This is a genomic window from Cryobacterium roopkundense (assembly GCF_014200405.1).
In the GTDB taxonomy this organism is placed as follows: Bacteria; Actinomycetota; Actinomycetes; order Actinomycetales; family Microbacteriaceae; genus Cryobacterium; species Cryobacterium roopkundense.
Genome location: NZ_JACHBQ010000001.1, coordinates 3,894,625 through 3,914,010, shown reverse-complemented (window position 1 = coordinate 3,914,010; position 19,386 = coordinate 3,894,625). Strand labels below are relative to the sequence as shown.

Genomic DNA, 19,386 nt, shown 5'->3' with positions numbered 1-19,386 from the left:
TTCCCGCCGTGCTGGCGTGCGCACCGGCGGGCAGTTCTCTGCGCAAGGGATCAGGCAGTCGATGCTGCGGCGGCCGTGCAGCGCTCGCACAGCCCGAAGACGTCCACGACGTGAGCGGCCTGGCTGAAGCCGTGCTCGGTGGCGACATTGTGGGCCCATGTCTCCACGGCATCCGCTTCGATCTCCACAGTGAGGCCGCAGTTGCGGCAGATCAGGTGGTGATGGTGGTCGTTCGTGCTGCAGGCTCGATAGAGGCTCTCCCCGTCGGGTGATTGCAGGGAGTCGGCGCTGCCCTCCGTGGCGAGGTCGGCCAGGGCGCGGTAGACCGTGGCGAGCCCGATCGGGGAGCCTGTCGCGTGCAGGGTGGCGTGCAGCCCCTGCGCGCTGACGAATCCCTCGCTGGCATCGAGCGCGCCGCGCACGGCCTCGCGCTGCCAGGTATTCCTCTTCATGCCTTTAACCGTAGCCACATCTGCCCACTCCGGCGCACCCCCAAGGCGAGCACGAAGAATCCAGCAGCGGTGAGCGCGATCGCGGGACCGGCCGCCACATCGAAGGTGCGGGAGAGGAACACGCCGATCACACCGGAGGCCGCCCCGATCACGGGCGCGATGACGAAGATGTGCGTGGTGGTGTGCGACACGAGTCGGGCGGCCGCCGCGGGCGCCGCGATGAGCGCGATGGCCAGGATGGCCCCCACGGCCGGCATTGCGGTGACCACAGTGGCCGTGATGAGCACGAGGGTAAGTACCTCGATCGGCCCCTCTCGATACCCAGCCGCGCGGTAACCGCTCACGTCGAAGGTCGAGAACAGGATCTGCTTGCCGAACAGGCCGATCACAATTACGGCCACCACCAGAACGCCGGTCGCGAGCAGCAGGTCACCCGTCGTCACGGTGAGGATGGACCCCACGAGGTAGGAGTCGACCTGCACCGGCAGCGAGGGGTTGAGCGATTGCAGCAGCACGCCGAGCGCGAAACCGGCGGTGAGCAGAATTCCGGAGGCTACCTGGCTGCCCTGGCGGCGCACCCGACCGATCACCGTCATGAGCCCGACGATCACGATGCTCGCCACCGCAGCACCGAGCGGGATGCTCAGCCCGAGCAAGGTCGCGCCCACGGCTCCGGGGAAGGTGGCGTGGGTGAGCGCCTGGGCGAAGAATGTGCGTTTGCGCAACACCACGAGGGTGCCCACGAGCCCGCTCAAGGCACCGATCACTATGGCGGCGATCAGCGCCTGTTCGAAATACCCCATCAGTGGCGCACCGACGTTCCGTCGAGGCGTCGGGGCCTGAATCGATCGTGGGTGAGGCGCGCCACAAGCGCAACGGCGTAGCCGGCCACGAGCAGCAGCACCACCGTCGCGCCGCTCGGCAGGTCGATGCCGGCGTTGACGGATGCCTCATAGCCGATCGCGAGCCCGAACCAGGCCGCGAGGATGGCGAAACTCGCCGCGATCGGGAACAGCCACCAGAGGCGATTTGTCACCAGTCGGGCCACCGCGCCCGGCACGATCAACACGGCCAGCACGAGCAGATTTCCCACGGCGTTGCTCGCAGCGACCACCACGAGGGCGATCGCCACGTTGAGCACAATGTCGAGGGCCAGCGGGCGGTAGCCCGCAGCGGCGCTGCCGGCGTGGTCGAAGGCCCGGAAGACCTGCTGCTTGAGGGTGAGTCCCACGAGCAGGAGGGCGACGCCGCAAATCACGACGGCCTGCACGACCTCCGTCGCACTCACGGTGAGCAGCCGCCCGAACAGCAGTTGTTCGAGCTGGCCCACGTAGTTGGTCTGCCGCGACACCACGATCACGCCGATGCTGAACATCGCGGTGAACACGATCGCAATGGCGGCGTCCGAGCTGACGGCACGCCGCACGATGAGGGTGAGCACGACCGCCGCGATCAGCGCGGCGAGCATCGCGCCCAAGAACAGACCGTCGCGGCCGCCCCACACGAAGCCAACGGCGATGCCGGGAAAGACCGCGTGCGTGAGTCCGTCACTGATGAATTCGAGTCCGCGCAGGTTGACGAGCACTCCCACGAGGCCGGCCACGAGGCTCAGAACCACGAGCACGGTGAGCGCCCTGGACATGAACGGCAGGGCGAACGCGTCGAACAGCGGGCCGGTGATTTCCACCTCAGTGACCGCCGTGGCCGGGCAAGACGACGGTGTGTTCGTCCATTTCTATGCCCACCTCATGGAACGCGCGCTGCACGTTGGCGAGGGTGAGCACCTCGTCGCGAGGTCCGAATGCCACTTGGGTGCCATTGAGCAGCAGCACTGTCTCGCAGACCGCACGGGCCAGTTCGAGATCATGCGTGGACACGAGCACGGCGACGCCATCCGCCTTCAGGCGGCGCACGGTCTCGATCAGGGCGTCGCGGTTCTGCTGGTCAAGCCCGTTGAACGGCTCGTCGAGAAGCAGCAGGCGCGGGCCGGATGCGATGGCGCGCGCAAGCAGGCCGCGCTGCTGTTGGCCGCCCGAGAGCTCTCCGAAGCGGGTTTTGGCCCGATCTGCGAGACCGACGGCCTCGAGGGCATCCGCTACGGCCTGCCTGTCTGTCTTGCCGGGCAGACGGATCCAGCCGAGCGAGCGGTACCGCCCCATCATGACCACCTGCGCGAGGGTGATGGGGAATTGCGGGTCGAGCTGGTCGGTCTGGGGCACGTAGCCCACCGCGCCGGCCGGGGCAGGCGACTCCCCGAGCACGTCAACCGTGCCGCTGACACGCTGGATCAGGCCCAGGATTCCCTTGAGCAGGGTGGACTTACCCGAACCATTCGGCCCGATGAGCGCGACGGCCTCACCGGGCAGCACCTCGAAGTCGATGTCGGTCAGCGCGGGCGCCTGGCCGTACGCGAAAGACGCCCCCGCCACGCGGAGGGCGGCGGGGGTCGTCGACGATTCTTGAGAAGGGTTCTCGTTCACGTGTTAACTATTGCAGGTCGGCGGGCAACGCGGTGGGTGTCACACCCCACGACTCGAGGATCAGGGTCGAGTTGTGGATCTGTGCCTTCAGGTACGTGTCTCCAGCGCCGTCCGCCGGACCGAGGGAATCGACGTAGAGCGCCTCATCCCCGGAGTAGACCTTCACGTTCGCCTCACTCGCGATGGTGTCGGCGGTCTTGGGGTTCAGCGAGGCCTCGGAGAAGACGGCCTTCACCCCGGTGTCGGTGATCGCGGCCACGAGCGTGTCGATGGCCGCGGCACTCGGCTCGGCGTTGTCGTCGAAGCTGGGGATGACGGCGCCGACATAGGTGATGCCATACGCGGCCGTAAAGTAGCCGAGCGCGTCGTGGTTGCTCACGAGCAGCCGGTCAGCGGCGGGCACCGTATCGACGTTCGCGCGGATCCAGGTATCGAGGTCGGCAAGCTTCGCGGTGTAGGAGGCGGCATTGGCCTCGAAGGCGGCCGCATTGTCGGCGCTCGCGTCAACAAGGCCCTCTTCGATGGCGTGCACGATCTCTTCGGCGTTGTGCACGTCGGTCCAGATGTGAGGGTCGCCCTCGGCGTGAGCAGCATGCTCTTCGGCCGTCTCGCCGGCGTGCTCATCCTCATCAGCGTGATCGGTCTCGTCAGCGTGATCGGTCTCGACCTCGCTGCCGAACACCTCGACGTCATGGCTCGCATCGATGGTGACGCCGTCGAAGCCGGATGCGTCAATCGCGTCGGCGAGCCACTCTTCGAGGCCCACACCGTTGATCACGAGCACGTCAGCGGCGCCGAGAGCGGTGAGGTCGGCCGCGGAGGGGTCGTAGCTGTGCGCGCTCTGGTTGGGCTGAATGAGCTGGGTGAGGCTGACACCGGAGGTGTCTCCCACGACGTTGCGCGTGAAGTCGGCGATCTGGGTCGTGGTCGCGACAATCTTGAGGTCACTGCTTGCGGTGCCGGCTGCCGGTGTCGATGCGCAGCCTGACAGGGCTAGGGCAGCCGAAGCGACGAGCGCGGGAACGGCGAAGTATCGTTTGTGCATGTTCTGACGTTAGCTCTGTTGATAATGATTGTCAAAACCATTATCGATAACGAGGGCACTTGTTCCGGCACGTCACCGGCTATTGGTACGTCACCAGGTCGGGTGTCGGCAGAACCAGCGTCATAGTTTGCTCAGGGGTCAGCATCGGTTGGTCTTCGTCATAGAAGTTCTTCCAGCCCCACGCCACCCCCGCCGGGGCATCGGCGTGAAGCGTCGACCAGGTGGCCTGCTTGTCGGGCTGGCCGCCCAGGCCGTCGACATGCAGCAGGAGCGCCAGCTCGGGATGGGTCATGTCCAGGCCGGGCCGATTCTGGATCATGCTCGAGCGAAACTGGTGCAGCACGAGGAGCTTCTGCGGCAGGGCGTGATCGCTCGTGAGCGCGGCGAGCCAGCTCACGACCGAGTTGATTTCGGCGATGTCGGCCGATCCGATCTGCACGAGATGGCGCTGCTCGGGTGCGAGCCGCCACTCGGGATCGAGAGCAAGCCCCACGTAGGGCAACTCGAGCAGGCCGGCGTACTGCTGCGCCTGGGTGAGAAAGTCGGTACGCCCGGGCTGCAGGTCGAGCACCACGTAGAGTCCCGCGGCCCCGGCCGCCTCCACCCACGGCCGCAGCTGCTCGGCCGGAATTTCGCTCGAATAGTTGCCATCGGGTCCGGAGCCGGCCGACGCCACCGTGACGATGATCTCGTGCATGGGCACCACCGGGCGGTCGCTGAGCGGCTGGTAGGTGGCCGCCAGCTGCTGGGCACGCACGATGGCCTCCGTCACCGGCCGCTCCCCCAGAACTCCGAGCACCGGCGTGCCGGGGGTTCCGTAGAGTGCGACGAAGCGTCGACCGGGGAACAGGAGCTGCCCGCCGCCGGGGAGTTGCACGCCAGTGGCTGCCGCCCGCACCTTGTAGTCCAGACCCGGTTCGGCGGCGAAGGGCAGACCCAGTGCCAGGACGGCCCCCGGCGTCGCCGCGCCGAGCGCCGCCACCACCTCGGTGGACGCCTGCGGATTGGGTCGCAGGGCGGGCACGAGGGCCACGTCGACGGATGCCGCGCGTGCTGTGGCAACGCCGGCCAGCTGCGCCGGGTCATCGGCCGCGAGCATGAACTCTCCGACGAGCGGGCGGGCCCGCGTCACGCGCGGCAGCGACTGAGCCTTCCCTGAACTGGGCGTGGGGGTCGCGGTGGACGCGGAGGGAAGGGTCAGCAACGCCGCATGCAGCGGGTCTAGCCGGGCCAGGGCGGACAGTGCTTCCGGCGCGGAAGCCACCTCCACTACCCTGAGCGGTTCTGGCAAGAGTGCGTTCACGGCGACCGGCGTGGCTGGCACAGTGAGCAGAGTGCGGGCATCCGCTCGCTGCCCGGTTCTGCCCGTGGGTTCGGGAGAGCTCGTTGCGGTCAGCGAGCGGCCGCCACCGCCCACGCTCACCACATACGACGCATGCAGCCGGGTGAGTTCCGCACTCACGGCTGCCGTCGTGCTCGCCCCGAAGGAGGGAGTGAGAAGGAGGGGAACGCCGAGGTCCACGGCTGCAGAGGCGGCGAGCAGCTGCGCGCGATCATTGCCGACCGGCGCCGTAACCACGAGCTCTGCTCGTCGGTAGAGCGCTGCGCTCACCAGAAGGGCGTTCACGACGGGGTCCGCGTCGGCGGCGAGCGTGAGGAAGTCCGCCGACAATGCCGTTTCGGAGCGCAACACTGGCCTGGCGGCGGCCGGTTCGGCGGCCACACATCCGCTCAGAAGCAGGAGACCCAGGGTGAGGGCGAGTGCTCGTGACAGCAGTTTCATCACACACCCCACCTTCGACTGAGATATTCTCAGTTTATGGACGCCCGGGGCCCCCGGCAAGCACCCCTCCCGGCGCGGCGGCTACTCGAGGAGCAGCGCGGGCTCCTCAATGATGCTTGCCACGTCGGCGAGGAAGCGGCTGGCCACGTCTCCGTCGACGACCCGATGGTCGAAGCTCGCGCCGATCGTGGTGACGTAACGCGCGCGCACCTCGCCGTCGACGACCCACGGCTTCTGCTTGATGGTTCCGAGCGCCACGATGCCGGCCTCGCCGGAGTTGAGGATGGGTGTGCCGGTGTCCATGCCGAACACGCCGATGTTGGTGATCGTGATCGTGCCGTTCGCCATTTGCGCGGGCGAGGTTTTGCCGTCCCGAGCAGTGATGGTGAGTGACTCGAGAGCGGATGCGAGCTCGAGCAGGCTCATGTCCTGCGCTTCCTTGATGTTGGGCACGATGAGCCCGCGCGGTGTGGCCGCGGCGATGCCGAGGTTCACGTAGTGCCGCACGATGATTTCTTCATCGGTGAAGGTGGAGTTCACGGTGGGGTTGCGGCGCACCGCCCAGATCATGGCCTTGGCCATGATGAGCAGCGGCGAGACCCGCACCCCGGCGAAGTCGGTCGAGGCCTTGAGCCGCTTGACGAACTCCATCGTGCGGGTGGCATCCACGTCGACGAACAGGCTCACGTGCGGCGCGGTGAACGCGCTCTTCACCATGGCCTGCGCGATCGCCTTGCGCACGCCTTTCACCGGGATGTGCTCGTCGCGGTCAGTCGGCCATTCCGGTGTCTGGATATTGCGGAACACGCTCGCCTGCGTGGCACCGCGCAGCACGTCTTCGCGGGTGACGTCGCCGATCGGGCCCGTGCCCTCGAGCTGTGCCAGGTCCACGCCGAGGTCCTTGGCTAGCTTGCGGATGGGCGGCTTGGCGATCACCGGGCCGGCGGATGCCGCGGGCGAGGGCTGCGCAAGCGGCTCGGCGGTCGACGGGGAAGCGGCCGGCATCATCGAGGCGTGAGCCGCGGCGACGCCGCCATGCCGCTGTCGACGCGTGGGCATGGTCGCGGGGGCCGCACGGCCCACGAGCACCTTGTCGGCCTCGTCGGTGATGGTGGAACCGGCATCGGCCGCGGCATCGGCGAGCTCGCCGGACTGGGCAACGGGTTCAGCGGGCACGGCGGCATCCACTTCATCGGCGTGCGAGCGGATGGTGATGATCACCGTTCCCACGTCGACCGTGGTTCCGGCCGTCACGAGGATTTCGCCGACGACACCCACGTACGGCGACGGAAGCTCAACGAGAGACTTGGCGGTCTCGATCTCGACGAGCACCTGGTTGATCGCGATGGTGTCGCCGGGGGCAACCTTCCACTCCACGATTTCGGCCTCGGTGAGGCCCTCGCCGACGTCGGGAAGGGTGAATTTCGACACGCTCATGAGGTGCCTCTCTTGCTGGTGGTGAAGGGCATGACGGCTGTTTAGTAAGCGAGCGAGCGGTCGACGGCCTCGAGCACACGGTCGGGGCTCGGCAGAAAGTGAGTCTCGACCGAAGCCGGGGGAAACGGGGTGTCAAAGCCAGACACCCGCAGCACGGGCGCCTCGAGCGAGTAGAACGCCCGCTCGGCGACCGTCGCGGCGATCTCGCTGCCGACGCTCACGAAGCCGGGGGCCTCCTGCGTGACCACGAGACGGCCGGTCTTGTGCACCGACTTGAGGATGGGGCCGTAATCGATCGGTGACAGCGAGCGCAGGTCGACGACCTCCATGCTGATGCCCTCGGCGGCGGCGAGATCGGCGGCCTGCAGCAGCACGCTCACCATGGCGCCATGGCCCGTGACCGTCACGTCGGTGCCCACGCGCACGACCTTGCTCGCATGCAGCGGCGTGCCGCTCTCGCCCAGCTGCACCTCGCCCTTGGGCCAGTAGCGGCTCTTGGGCTCGAAGAAAATAACCGGGTCGTCGCTCGCGATCGCCTCCTGCATCATCCAGTAGGCGTCGTGCGGGTTTGAGGGGCTGACCACGCGCAGGCCGGGAGTGTGCGCGAAGTACGCCTCCGGGCTCTCCTGGTGGTGCTCGACGGAGCCGATGTGTCCGCCGTATGGGATGCGAATCACCACGGGCATGATGAGCCCGCCCTCGTGGCGGTTGCGCATGCGGGCCAGCTGGGTGGTGATCTGGTCGAAGCCGGGGAAGACGAAGCCGTCGAACTGAATCTCGCAGACGGGCCGGAAACCGCGCATCGCGAGGCCGATGGCCGTGCCGATGATGCCCGACTCGGCGAGCGGCGTGTCGAGCACGCGCTTGTCGCCGAATTCGGCGATGAGGCCCTCCGTCACCCTGAAGACGCCGCCGAGCGGGCCAATGTCCTCGCCCATCAGCAGAACTTTGGGGTTGTCGAGCATCGCCTGGCGCATGCCGGCGTTGAGGGCCTTCGTCATGGGGAGGGTGACGGATGTTGCGGCGGGCGAAGGCGGGCCGGCCGCGGCGGCATCCGCTACGGGGCGTGTGGTGGTGTCTGTCATCAGAGCGACCCTCCCTCGAAGGATGCTTCGTAGCGTTCGAGCCAGGCCTTCTGCTCGGCGACGAGTGCGTGCGGTTCGGCGTAGACGTTGTCGAAGATCACCGCGCGCTCCGGTCCGGTGATCGCCAGGGCCCGGGCACGGGTGTCTGCGGCGAAATCGGCGGCCTCTTCGTCGACCGCGTCGAGGAATTCCTGCTCCACGCCGCGACCCTGCAGGTAGGCGCGGAAGCGCACGATCGGGTCGCGGGCCACCCAGTAGGCGAGCTCCTCGGGGTCGCGGTACTTGGTGGGATCATCGGCGGTCGTGTGCGCGCCGATCCGATAGGTGAGGGCCTCGATGAGCGAGGGGCCCTTGCCCGCGCGGGCGTCTTCCATCGATTTGCGGGTCACGGCGTAGCTCGCGAGCACATCGTTGCCGTCGATCTGGGTGCCGGGCATGCCGAAGCCGCCGGCGCGCAGATAGAGCGGCGTGCGCGACTGGCGGGCCACGGGCACGGAGATGGCCCACTGGTTGTTCTGCAGAAAGAACACCTGGGGGGTCTGGTAGCTCGCCGCGAAGACGAGCGCTTCGTTGGCGTCACCCTGCGAGGAGGCGCCGTCGCCGTAGTACACGATCACGGCCTGGTCGGTCTCCGGTTGGCCGGTCGCTGTGGCGCCGTCGAGTTGCATGCCCATCGCGTAGCCGGTGGCGTGCAGGGTCTGCGACGCGAGCACGAGCGTGTACAGATGAAAGTTGCCGTGCTCTTCGGGCTTCCAGCCGCCGAGGGTGACTCCGCGCAGCATCCGCAGAATGTCGACGACGTCGAGGCCGCGGATCATGCCGACGACGTGCTCGCGGTAGGACGGGAACACGTGGTCCTGCGGCCGGGTGGCGTAGGCGGAGCCCACTTGCGCGGCCTCCTGGCCGTGGCTGGGAACCCAAAGCGCCAGCTGGCCCTGGCGCTGCAGGTTGGCGGCTTCCCTGTCGAACTTTCGCACCACGACCATGTCGCGATAGAAGCGTCGGTAGTCATCCTCGGTGAGGGCGTCGAGGTAGGGCAGGAATTCGGCGGCCGAATCGCTCGGCTGAAAGAGGCCCTCCGGAGAGAGCATCTGCACGCTCGGCGTCTGGGCTGTCTGGGCTGTCTGGGAGCGGATGGCTGTCACGGGGCTAATCCTTCCGCCGTGCGTCGTGTTCGGCCGGCAACGACTCGATTATGTCCGCAGACATGCGGATCAGGTTGGCCATGGCCTCGGCTTCACCGATCGACACGCGGATGCCCTCTGGCGCGAACGGCCGCCCGATCAGTCCCGCAGAGGTGAGAGTTTCGGCCACCTCGGCCGTCTCGGCACCCGTAGGGAGCCAGAGGAAGTTTGCCTGCGATGCCGGGATGTTCCACCCCTGCTCAAGGAGGGCGCGCCAGGTCGCATCCCGGCGGTCGACAAGAACCCGCACACGCGCGAGCAGTTCAGGCTCGGCGTCGAGAGACGCGATCGCAGCAACGCTGGCCTGGCCGGTCACCGAAAGTGGGATGGCCGTGGAACGGGCGGCGTTCAGAATGTCGACGGGTCCGAGGGCGTAGCCCACGCGCAGCCCCGCCAGCCCGTAGGCCTTGGAGAACGTGCGAAGCACAACGAGGTTCGGGTAGCGCGTGAGCAGCGGGTGACCACTGACGGCTTCGGAGTCGGTGACGAACTCGGCATAGGCCTCGTCGAGGATCACAAGCAGGTTGCGGGGAACCACGGCCATGAAGGCGTGGAATTCCTCGGCGGTGACGATCGTGCCGGTGGGGTTGTTCGGCGAGCAGATGATCACCATGCGCGTGGAGTCTGTGATCGCGGCGGCCATCTCGGGCAGGTCATGACCGAAATCGTCGCGATTGGGCACGCGCACGCTCGTGGCCCCTGCCACGGCGACGAGGCCGGGGTAGGCCTCGAAGGAACGCCAGGAATACAGCACCTCGTCACCCGGGCCGGCCGCGGCGAGGATGAGCTGCGCGAGCAGCGCCACCGAACCGCTTCCCACGTGTACCTGGTCGCTGCTGACGCCGTACTTGGCGGCGAGCCGTTCCCGCAGGGCAAGCGCCGAGGCATCCGGGTAGCGGTTGAAGGCAGTTTCGGCCTGCACCGCCTCAACGACCCCGGGCAGGGGCTCGAACGGATTCTCGTTGCTGGACAGTTTGAAGGCATCGGCCTGAGCCGGTTTTCCCTGCTTATATGCCGGCAGGGCAACGATCTCCGGGCGCAGTCGGACTGAGGGCTGGTCAGATTGGCTCACTCCGCGAGTCTACGCCGCCCCATATTCACGCCTCGGCATGCCTTTCTGCCCGGTCACGGCCCCCGGGCGAATGCAATCATTGATACATGGCACGTTTTCTGATCACGCTCCTCATCAACGCGGTTGCCCTCTGGGTGGCCGCCAGCATCGTGTCGGGCGTGCACGTGGTTCCCTATGCGGCCGACACCGGTGCCGTCGTGGTGACCTACCTGCTGGTATCCCTCATCTTCGGCCTCGTGAACACCGTTGTGGGCACCGTGGTGCGCGTCGTGGCATTCCCGCTCTACATACTCACCCTCGGCCTCTTTTCCCTGGTCGTCAACGGCGCGCTGCTGATACTCGCCGCCTGGGTCTCTGGCTTCCTCGGCTTCGGCCTCGTTGTCGACGGTTTCTGGGAGGGCGTGCTCGGTGCAATCGTGCTCGGCATCGTGGCCTGGTTGCTCGGGCTGCTCGTGCGGCCGGTCACTCCCCGGCGGTAGCCGTCACCCGCTCGCCGCGCCACGCGGTGACTCTCCCCGGCGCGCTCCCGAACATGTCGGCGAGCCGGGCCCGTCCAGCGACCAACCGAGAATCCGACGACAGGTCGATGTCCCGCGCCGTGGCCACATAAGACGTCATGGCGTGCGCCGGCAGGGACGAATCCGTGGGAACGACCCGATCGCGGAATGCCTCCGACCGCACGAGGACCCGGCCAACGGATGCCGCGGCCACGGCGGGCAGACCCCCCAGGGCAGGCACCAGGTCGTCTGTGTGCTCGACCGTCAGGTGGGTCACCCCCTCGGGAATCGGCACGGGAGATTCGGGAGCGCCGAAGGTGGCAACGACGCCAGCGTTAAACGCCCCGGATGCCGCAACCTGTTCCGCCACGAGCCCGCCCTGGGAGTGCCCAAAGAGCGCCACCGGCGCATCGGGTTCGATACCGGCCTGCCTCATGGCCTGCATCACCGCCGCATAGGAGCCGGCGTTCTCGTGGGCCATCGCGGCCACGTTGGAAGACAGGTCCCAGGGTTCGCCCTGGGGCGCAGGGCTCCAATCCACGGTTCCCGCGATGTACACAGCCCACGTCGGATGCTCGGGATCGCCATATTGCTCAATCCGAACCTGGGGTTGATGATCTCGTGCCGGAGGGATCCGGGAGGCCGCGTCTTCGACCCCGGAGGGCGGCGACACGGGTCGCCCAGCACCCACCTGCGTGACCGTCACCGAGGTGGTGCCCAGCACACCGAGGGGGTACCCGAACGCTCGCGCTCCGGATGCCAGGCCCGTCACTCCCAGCAGCCCCAGGCCGCCCTCACCCAAAAGATGAGAGACCGGCGGGGGCCCGCCGAGAAAGCCGACCCCCACATCGTCGAGTGACGACACGACCACGCGCAGGGCAGCGACGAATGCTGTACTCGTGAGCAGGCGGGGGTCGAGGCGCACGGCGTCGCTCAGGTCCGCCAGCACGCGGTGCGGGCTCTTTCCGGTCGCCCAACTCATGACTGCGACGATGCCGACGAGCGCGATCCCGGCCTGTGTGGCCAGCCGTGCAGCTGCGAGCAGTTCGATTGGCCCAAAAACGCGCAGGTTCCAGCCCACCAGCCACCCGCCCAACTCGCCGGCGGCGCGCTCGAAACCGACCGCGATCCGTTCGGCCTCCCCATAGGCATCCGCTGCCTGTGACAGCTTGTCGGCGAGGTCACCGCTGGCGATCTCGATGGCCTCGACCGACATGGCGGCGTGCAGAAGACTCATTCCGGTATCGGCGGGCATCCAGAACGAAGCTCGGGTGGTCTCCAGGGAGCGGATGCGACCCAGCCGCCCCTGCCACCCCGCCGCATCCGCCTGAACTCGCCGCATGACGTCGATCTGTGCCATCACCACGTCGGTCGCCACCATCGAGGTGCCGCCCCCGGAGACTATGAGGTCACCCGCGCCCTCCCCCGGCTCGGTCATGCCCCCGCCTGCACCCGTTCGATGGACCGGTTCACGGCCGACTCGGCATCCTCAAGTTGGGCCACGACACCCTGCAGCTCCCCGCGCAGGTACTCGACCCGATCCGAGTACGCCCGTTGGGTACTCGACCGCCACGATCCCTCCATGGCGCCGGGCGCCAGTTGCCGCCAGGCCTGCTGCACATCGTCTTTCAGCTCACCCAGCAGGGCTCGTTGGTCGCGCAGCGCCGCCAGCTGATTCAGCCACGATGTGCCAACGGTGCTCTCGGTCGCAGGGTGCATGGCACCTCCTTTCTGCCCTGAGTGTGCCACCACGTACCCCCCGTTCGGCCAGCAATTCGCGTATCTGTGCGGTCGATCGCCCGTGAAGACATGTGGAGGACAAGAATGTGCCCCACAATGTAAATATGAGTTTCCCGTCGCTCAGCCCCGATGAGTCGACGCCTTTTCGAATCATTTTCGTATGTACGGGAAACATCTGCCGCTCCCCGATGGCCGAGCTCGTGCTGCGCGATCTGATCACGCGGTCTGGTCTTGGGCGCCTCGTCACCACGAGCTCCGCCGGCACGGGCGACTGGCATGTGGGCGAGCAGGCCGACACACGCGCGGTCGCCGCGCTGGCCGCGCGCGGCTACGACGGCAGCCACCACAGGGCGCGCCAGTTCGATCCTGCCTGGTTCGCGGATCTTGACCTTGTCGTCGTGCTCGACCGCACCCAGGACCGCATCCTGCGCAACTGGGCCACCACCGACAAAGACCGCGACAAGGTGCGTCTGCTGCTCAGTTTCGACCCGGACCAGGCTCCTCTCAGCGACGTCCCAGACCCCTACTATTCCGACGATGCGCTCTTTGCCTCGGTATTAGGCATGATTGAGAGAGCAAACCAGGCGCTTTTCACGCAACTTGCGCCGGCAATACGACAGGGAGACCGATGAGTCCACTACCCCCGCAGGTCCTGAGTCCACTCGATGGCCGTTACCGCGCCGCCGTAACCGAGCTGGGTGAGTACCTGTCGGAAGCGGGGCTCAACCGCGCCCGCGTGCAGGTCGAGGTGGAGTGGCTGATCACGCTCACCGACCGCAGCCTCTTCGGCTCCGCTCCGCTCGACACCGCCCAGAAGGCGTCGCTCCGCGCGCTCGTGACGACCTTCGGCCAGGCCGAGATCGACGAACTCGCCGTACTCGAAGCCACCACGCGCCACGACGTCAAGGCCGTTGAGTACCTCGTGCGCCGCCGCCTCAACACGCTCGGCCTCGACCACATCGCCGAGCTCACGCACTTCGCTGCCACGAGCGAGGACATCAACAACCTCTCCTACGCTCTGACCGTGAGCCAGGCCGTGCGCGAGGTATGGCTGCCGAAGTACCGTCTCGTGATCGAGGCGCTGCGCTCGCGCGCCCTCGAATTCCGGACCGATGCCATGCTCGCGCGCACCCACGGTCAGCCGGCGACGCCCACCACCATGGGCAAGGAACTCGCCGTGTTCGTGTACCGCCTCGAGCGCATCCTGAAGCAGGTGGAGGCGAACGAATACCTCGGCAAGTTCAGCGGCGCGACGGGAACGTTCGCGGCGCACGTCGTGGCCGAGCCGTCTGTCGACTGGCCCGCCGTCTCGCGTGAGTTCGTGGAGGGCCTGGGCCTCGGCTGGAACCCGCTCACCACGCAGATCGAGTCGCACGACTGGCAGGCAGAGCTGTACTCCAAGATTTCTCACTCCAACCGCGTGCTGCACAACCTCGCAACGGATGTCTGGACCTACATCTCGATCGGCTACTTCCGGCAGATCCCGCAGGTGGGAGCGACCGGTTCCTCAACGATGCCGCACAAGATCAACCCGATCCGCTTCGAGAATGCCGAGGCCAACCTCGAGCTCTCGAGCGCGATCCTCGATTCCCTCGCGGCGACCCTCGTCACCTCACGCCTGCAGCGGGACCTCACGGACTCCACCACGCAGCGCAACATCGGCGTGGGATTCGGCCACTCCTTGCTCGCGCTCGACAACTTGCTGCGCGGCATGGACGAGATCGACATCGACCGCGCGCAGCTCGCGAGCGACCTCGACTCGAACTGGGAGATCCTCGGCGAGGCGATCCAGACCGTGATTCGCGCCGAGGTCTCTGCCGGGCGCTCGAGCATCGCCGACCCGTACGCCCTGCTCAAGGAACTCACCCGCGGAAAGCGCATCAACCGCGACGACCTCGTGGCCTTCGTATCCGCGCTCGAAATCGGCGACGCCGCAAAGGCTCGTCTGCTCGAACTCACGCCGAGCACCTACGTGGGCCTGGCCGATCCCCTCGTGGATTACCTGGCCTAGCTCCACGCTGCACGCGAAAGCGGGCTGCGCTCGTCCCTCGACACTCAAGGCGACGCACAGCCCGCTTTCGCGTAGGCCGGGAGGGGACAGAGCGGATGCCTAGTGGCCGTTCTGCTCTTCAATGTCGGTTTCTTCGGCGGCATTGGGCTTCATACCGAGCACGAGCATGGCGATCACGACAAGCGCCACGATGAACGTGATGCCGAGGCCGATCAGCGACAGCACCACCTCACGGGTGGTGATCAGGATCGTGACTCCCACGAACAGCGCCATCGCCCCGGAGATTCCAACTAGTTCGGCGGGCTTGAGTCGATCGGACCGGCTGGGCTGGTGCGGCGTGTTCTGGGTCACTGGGAGTCCGAATCGTTGGCGACGGGGGCGGCGGATGCCGGAGCATCCATTTTCGCCCATTTGAGAGAAAGCCCCGCGATCACGAGGTACATGGCGAAGACGGCGAGATAGGCGCCGAGTAGGCCTACCGCTACGACGGTGTTCGGCGGAAGCAGCAGGAATAGCAGGGCCAGAACGGCGGTCAGGGCGCCCACGAGCATCCAGTCCTTGGCAACCGGCAACCGGCCGCGCACGCGCGACCCGCTGTACAGCTCAAGGAACCCCGTCACGGCGCCCCACACGCTCACGAGGTAGAGGAAGAATCCCAGCCCGCCGGCATGGAAAGCCAGGGCGAGCGCCCCGGCCACGACTCCGACGACGCCCTGGATGAGGAAGAGGCGCCGCGCGCGCCCGTCCGCGAGGGTCAGTGAGCTCAGCACGGCCAGAAGCAGGCCGGAAGCAAGTGCGAAGGCACCGAATGTGAGGAGTCCGAAGGCCGCCGAGTGGTCGCGATTGAAGGTGATGACGGCCCCGGGGACCACGGCGATCGCCGCTCGGGCGATCGGTACCGTCCAGTACCGTTCGCCACTCGACCGTTCGCCGGTGAACCTCTTACCGCCGGCGGATGCTGACTGGGCGTTGGCCACGCCTGACCTCTTTCACTTCATTCACTACGCAGGATACGACGCCCCCAGTCTACGCGGCACGACGCTCCCGTTTCTGAGTCCGGCTGGCCGAGGAGCTCCGTCAGGTGCCGAGCAACTCGGCGGTGGGAGCGTGCCGTACGCGACCGTCGTGAGTAAGGCACGCGCCGGCAATCATCTCATCGTCGAAGTCGGGCCTGACCTCGCCGGCCGTTGTCATCAGGGCCAGAAAATTGGCGACGTTTTTCGCGTACAGTCGCGAGGCATCCGTGGGAAGAGCGGATGCCGCGTCCTTCATGCCCACGAGGGTCACGACGCCTTCCCCCGCCGTCGACGGCACGAGAACGTCGCTTCCGGCGACGACGCCCTCCACATTGCCGCCGGACTCCGCGGCCAGGTCGACCACCATCGAGCCGGGCCGCATACCTGACACCATCTCCGCAGTCACGAGGATCGGGGCCGGCCGGCCGGGGATGGCCGCGGTCGTGATCAGCACGTCGGCGGCCGCCACGTGCGGCGCGAGGAGTTCGCGCTGGCGTGCCGCCCGGTCCTGGCTCAGCTCCCGCGCGTAGCCTCCGGCACCCTCGATCGCTTCGAGGTCGAGTTTCACGAAGGTGGCGCCCATCGAGGCGACCTCCTCGGCCGATGCGGGGCGTACATCGTAGGCGGAGACCCGGGCTCCCAGCCGCTTCGCGGTCCCGATGGCCTGCAGCCCGGCTACCCCGGCCCCGAGCACAAGCACCCGGGCCGGCGGAATCGTACCGGCGGCAGTCATGAACAGCGGAAAGAACCGCGGAAACCGGATGAAGGCCTCAAGCACCGCTCGATACCCCGCCACGAGCGACTGGGAGCTCAGGGCATCCACAGACTGCGCACGGGACAAGCGCGGCACGAGTTCGAGTGCGAAAGAGGTGACGCCTGCAGTCGCAAGCGCCGCCACCGTGGGCAGTTCGGTGGACGGCGAGGCGAGGCCGATCGTGATGGCCCCGCGGGGCAACCGGGACGCGAGCCCCGGGGCGAGTGGCCGAACGTGCAGGAAGACGTCGAGATCCCCGATCGCGAGCTGGGAGACCACGGTGGCGCCGGCATCCGCGTACGCCGAGTCACCATGTGCCGCCGCAACGCCGGCTCCAGTTTCAATCAGAACCTCGAGCCCCAGGGCCACGAGTTGCGCCACCGTCTCGGGCGTCGCCGCAACGCGGCGCTCCCCCGCTCTGCGCTCCCGTGCGATGACAACTCTCACTCGTGGCTCCCTCCCGATGCGCTGCGGGTGGCGTCTTGGTCGCATCGATTATGCAGGTGCGGAAACGTCTCGGTTGCCGCCTTCACCCCACTAGCGTAGCCGGAACGAACGCCGGTGGCAGGATGTGACGACAGCACTCGCCGACTTACCCGCCCGCGACCATGTCGGCGAAGCGGGAGTAGTGCCCGTGGAAGGCTACGGTCACGGTGCGGGTGGGTCCGTTACGGTGCTTGGCCACGATCAGGTCGGCCTCGCCCGCGCGCGGATTGTCTTTCTCGTAGGCGCTCTCACGGTGCAAGAGGATGACCATGTCGGCGTCCTGCTCGAGCGAACCGGACTCTCGAAGGTCGCTGATGGCCGGCATCTTGTCCGCGCGCTGCTCCGGTCCACGGTTGAGCTGGGACAAAGCGATCACGGGCACCTGCAGCTCCTTTGCAAGCAGCTTGAGCGCACGCGAGAACTCACTCACCTCCTGCTGCCGGGACTCGACCTTCTTTCCGGACGTCATCAGCTGCAGGTAATCAATTACGACGAGCTTGAGGCCCACCCGCTGCTTGAGCCGGCGGCACTTGGCTCGAATCTCAACGAGCGTCATGTTGGGGCTGTCGTCGATATACAGCGGCGCGTCGTTGATGCGGCCGCGGGTGGCCGCGATCGTGGTCCAGTCACGCGGCTCGACCATGCCCTTGCGCATGCTCTGCAGGGGAACGGATGCCTCCGCCGCGAGCAGGCGCATCGCAATTTCGCTTCGCCCCATTTCGAGGGAGAAGAAGATGCTGGGCATATCGTGCTTAATCGACGCAGAGCGGGCGAAGTCGAGGGCGAGCGTGGACTTACCGAGCGCGGGTCGGGCGGCCACGATGATGAGCTGCCCACCGTGGAATCCGTTGGTGAGCTCGTCGAGGTCGGCAAACCCTGTGGGCACGCCGCTCATCTGACCGTCTTTGAGCTTGGCCGCCTCGATCTCCTCGATGGCCGCCGTCACGGCGTCGGTGAGGGGAACGTAGTCCTCGGTCTGGGTGCCGCCCGTAACGGCGTAGATCTCGGCCTGGGCGGTGTTCACGAGGTCGAGGACCTCGCCCTCACCCGAGTAGCCCATCTGCGCGATACGAGTGCCTGCCTCAACGAGGCGACGCAGCAGTGCCCGTTCAGCCACGATCGTGGAGTAGAACCCCGCGTTGGCGGCGGTGGGCACGAGGCTCGTGAGTGTGTGAAGGTAGTCAGCCCCGCCGGCGCGGGTGAGCTCGCCCAGCTTCGTGAGCTCGTCAGTGACCGTGATGACGTCTGTCGGCTCGCCCTGCGCATACAGCGACAGGATGGCGTCGAAGATGATCTCGTGCTTGGGAACGTAGAAGTCCCCGCCGCGAACCGTCTCGACGACGTCGGCCACGGCGTCCTTGCTCAACATCATTCCGCCGAGGGCGCTCTGCTCCGCGAGAAGGTCATGCGGCAGCATGCGTTCCGTCTGTCGCGGCTCCGCAGTGTTGGGTTTGGCCAGGCCAAGCTGAGCGATCGACACTCGGCACCTCTTTCTTCACGTGTTTCAGGTGTATCAGAACCCACCGACAGCGGCCCCCGACGCACCAGCAACGTCAAAGTTCGGCGCTCGCCCACACTAAAACCGCTCTCCACATCAGCCAAACGAGCCTGTGGATAACCTTGTGAGTAATCTGCGCGAAACGCCGCGTTGCGTGTGCACAACCTGTGCACTCGCCTGTGGATAAGACCGGAAGAATTTAAATTTAATCGCTTTTGATCAGGCTTTTAATCTATCCACAAGCCTGTGGGAAAAGTAGCTTCAACCATGGCTTGAATGTTAGTGATATGGGTGCTCACCTGTGCATAGAAAAGCCCATTGGGTATGCATCGCGGGCCTTAACCACCGGTAGCGGAGAACCCCCTGAGGGGCGCTCCGCTACCGGGTGAAGCGAATTACTTTGCTGCAACCACCAGAAGGGTGATCGTGGCACTCAGCTCGTCACGGAGGCGAACAGTCGCCTTGTGCTCGCCGGTCAGCTTGATCGCGGACAGCTCGATCTTGCGCTTGTCGACGGCACCGAGGCCGGCGGCTGCGACTGCGTTAGCAACATCCGTGGTCTTGACGGAACCGAAGAGACGCCCGCCCGCGCCAGCCTTGACGACCAGCGAGACCTTGGTGGCTTCAAGGGCAACCTTGAGAGCCTGAGCCTCTTCGAGGGTGGCGTGCTCGCGCGCTGCGCGGGCTGCCTTGATCTGCTCGATCTGCTTTTCGCCACCGCGGGTCCACGCAACAGCGAAGCCCTTGGGAACGAGGTAGTTACGAGCAAAACCGTTCTTGACGTCTACGACGTCGCCGGGTGCACCGAGGCCGGAGACCTCATGCGTCAGAATCAATTTCGACATG

General features: G+C 66.7%; 20 protein-coding genes. 3 read left to right on the top strand and 17 right to left on the bottom strand.

Translation table 11 applies throughout. From position 1 onward, the window contains the following. Window positions 1-50: 50 nt before the first annotated feature. From BJ997_RS18170 to BJ997_RS18125, 10 genes are all read right to left on the bottom strand, one after another. Window positions 51-452 carry a Fur family transcriptional regulator gene (locus tag BJ997_RS18170; protein ID WP_035835251.1) on the bottom strand — a complete coding sequence of 134 codons (402 nt, stop codon included), beginning with the start codon at window positions 450-452 and terminating at the stop codon, window positions 51-53. Then, complete coding sequence (locus tag BJ997_RS18165; protein WP_035835250.1) at window positions 449-1,255, bottom strand: metal ABC transporter permease; 807 nt, start codon at window positions 1,253-1,255, stop codon at window positions 449-451. Before BJ997_RS18165 ends, BJ997_RS18170 begins: the two co-directional genes overlap by 4 nt. Next, window positions 1,255-2,139, bottom strand: a complete 885-nt coding sequence (locus BJ997_RS18160; protein ID WP_236628780.1) for a metal ABC transporter permease — start codon at window positions 2,137-2,139, stop codon at window positions 1,255-1,257. Before BJ997_RS18160 ends, BJ997_RS18165 begins: the two co-directional genes overlap by 1 nt. A 1-nt stretch (window position 2,140) precedes the next feature. Beyond that, on the bottom strand, window positions 2,141-2,932 hold the full coding sequence (locus tag BJ997_RS18155) for a metal ABC transporter ATP-binding protein (protein ID WP_035835249.1): 792 nt from the start codon (window positions 2,930-2,932) through the stop codon (window positions 2,141-2,143). 7 nt (window positions 2,933-2,939) lie between these two features. After that, entirely contained in the window at window positions 2,940-3,977 is a 1,038-nt protein-coding gene (locus BJ997_RS18150; RefSeq protein ID WP_035835248.1) for a metal ABC transporter substrate-binding protein, read from the bottom strand. Between the two features lie 79 nt (window positions 3,978-4,056). Beyond that, the gene (locus BJ997_RS18145) at window positions 4,057-5,760 is read right to left on the bottom strand and encodes a hypothetical protein (protein ID WP_035835247.1); all 1,704 of its coding nucleotides are present in this window, start codon (window positions 5,758-5,760) and stop codon (window positions 4,057-4,059) included. A gap of 81 nt (window positions 5,761-5,841) precedes the next feature. Continuing rightward, window positions 5,842-7,197 carry a dihydrolipoamide acetyltransferase family protein gene (locus BJ997_RS18140; RefSeq protein WP_035835246.1) on the bottom strand — a complete coding sequence of 452 codons (1,356 nt, stop codon included), beginning with the start codon at window positions 7,195-7,197 and terminating at the stop codon, window positions 5,842-5,844. Window positions 7,198-7,238: 41 nt separating this feature from the next. Further along, window positions 7,239-8,198 carry an alpha-ketoacid dehydrogenase subunit beta gene (locus BJ997_RS18135; protein ID WP_035835273.1) on the bottom strand — a complete coding sequence of 320 codons (960 nt, stop codon included), beginning with the start codon at window positions 8,196-8,198 and terminating at the stop codon, window positions 7,239-7,241. A gap of 83 nt (window positions 8,199-8,281) precedes the next feature. Continuing rightward, the gene (locus BJ997_RS18130) at window positions 8,282-9,373 is read right to left on the bottom strand and encodes a thiamine pyrophosphate-dependent dehydrogenase E1 component subunit alpha (RefSeq protein WP_035835271.1); all 1,092 of its coding nucleotides are present in this window, start codon (window positions 9,371-9,373) and stop codon (window positions 8,282-8,284) included. Window positions 9,374-9,431: 58 nt separating this feature from the next. Then, entirely contained in the window at window positions 9,432-10,538 is a 1,107-nt protein-coding gene (locus BJ997_RS18125; protein ID WP_084141041.1) for a histidinol-phosphate transaminase, read from the bottom strand. 86 nt (window positions 10,539-10,624) lie between these two features. Here BJ997_RS18125 and BJ997_RS18120 point away from each other — a divergent pair, with 86 nt between their 5' ends. Then, window positions 10,625-11,017, top strand: coding sequence for a phage holin family protein (locus tag BJ997_RS18120; RefSeq protein ID WP_035835245.1), 393 nt, complete (start codon window positions 10,625-10,627; stop codon window positions 11,015-11,017). Here the strand turns inward: BJ997_RS18120 and BJ997_RS18115 are convergent. Together BJ997_RS18115 and BJ997_RS18110 are read right to left on the bottom strand one after the other, a co-directional pair. Then, on the bottom strand, window positions 11,001-12,473 hold the full coding sequence (locus BJ997_RS18115; protein ID WP_035835244.1) for an alpha/beta hydrolase: 1,473 nt from the start codon (window positions 12,471-12,473) through the stop codon (window positions 11,001-11,003). The genes BJ997_RS18120 and BJ997_RS18115 overlap by 17 nt on opposite strands. Continuing rightward, entirely contained in the window at window positions 12,470-12,754 is a 285-nt protein-coding gene (locus BJ997_RS18110; protein WP_035835243.1) for a hypothetical protein, read from the bottom strand. Before BJ997_RS18110 ends, BJ997_RS18115 begins: the two co-directional genes overlap by 4 nt. A 125-nt stretch (window positions 12,755-12,879) precedes the next feature. Between BJ997_RS18110 and BJ997_RS18105 the strand changes: the two genes are divergently transcribed. Continuing rightward, window positions 12,880-13,407 carry a low molecular weight protein-tyrosine-phosphatase gene (locus BJ997_RS18105; protein WP_035835242.1) on the top strand — a complete coding sequence of 176 codons (528 nt, stop codon included), beginning with the start codon at window positions 12,880-12,882 and terminating at the stop codon, window positions 13,405-13,407. Beyond that, on the top strand, window positions 13,404-14,786 hold the full coding sequence (gene purB, locus BJ997_RS18100) for an adenylosuccinate lyase (protein WP_035835241.1): 1,383 nt from the start codon (window positions 13,404-13,406) through the stop codon (window positions 14,784-14,786). The genes BJ997_RS18105 and purB overlap by 4 nt, the downstream gene beginning before the upstream one ends. 99 nt (window positions 14,787-14,885) lie before the next feature. On the opposite strand, the gene BJ997_RS18095 is transcribed toward purB, so the two are convergent. From BJ997_RS18095 to rplI, 5 genes are all read right to left on the bottom strand, one after another. Beyond that, window positions 14,886-15,137, bottom strand: coding sequence for a hypothetical protein (locus BJ997_RS18095; protein WP_035835240.1), 252 nt, complete (start codon window positions 15,135-15,137; stop codon window positions 14,886-14,888). Next, on the bottom strand, window positions 15,134-15,763 hold the full coding sequence (locus BJ997_RS18090) for an HdeD family acid-resistance protein (protein ID WP_152602067.1): 630 nt from the start codon (window positions 15,761-15,763) through the stop codon (window positions 15,134-15,136). The genes BJ997_RS18095 and BJ997_RS18090 overlap by 4 nt, the downstream gene beginning before the upstream one ends. Window positions 15,764-15,863: 100 nt before the next feature. Then, entirely contained in the window at window positions 15,864-17,003 is a 1,140-nt protein-coding gene (locus BJ997_RS18085; protein ID WP_035835239.1) for a Re/Si-specific NAD(P)(+) transhydrogenase subunit alpha, read from the bottom strand. A gap of 145 nt (window positions 17,004-17,148) precedes the next feature. Next, window positions 17,149-18,522, bottom strand: coding sequence for a replicative DNA helicase (gene dnaB, locus BJ997_RS18080; protein WP_035835238.1), 1,374 nt, complete (start codon window positions 18,520-18,522; stop codon window positions 17,149-17,151). Window positions 18,523-18,935: 413 nt separating this feature from the next. Next, window positions 18,936-19,385 carry a 50S ribosomal protein L9 gene (gene rplI, locus BJ997_RS18075; protein ID WP_035835237.1) on the bottom strand — a complete coding sequence of 150 codons (450 nt, stop codon included), beginning with the start codon at window positions 19,383-19,385 and terminating at the stop codon, window positions 18,936-18,938. Between the last annotated feature and the right edge of the window lies 1 nt (window position 19,386).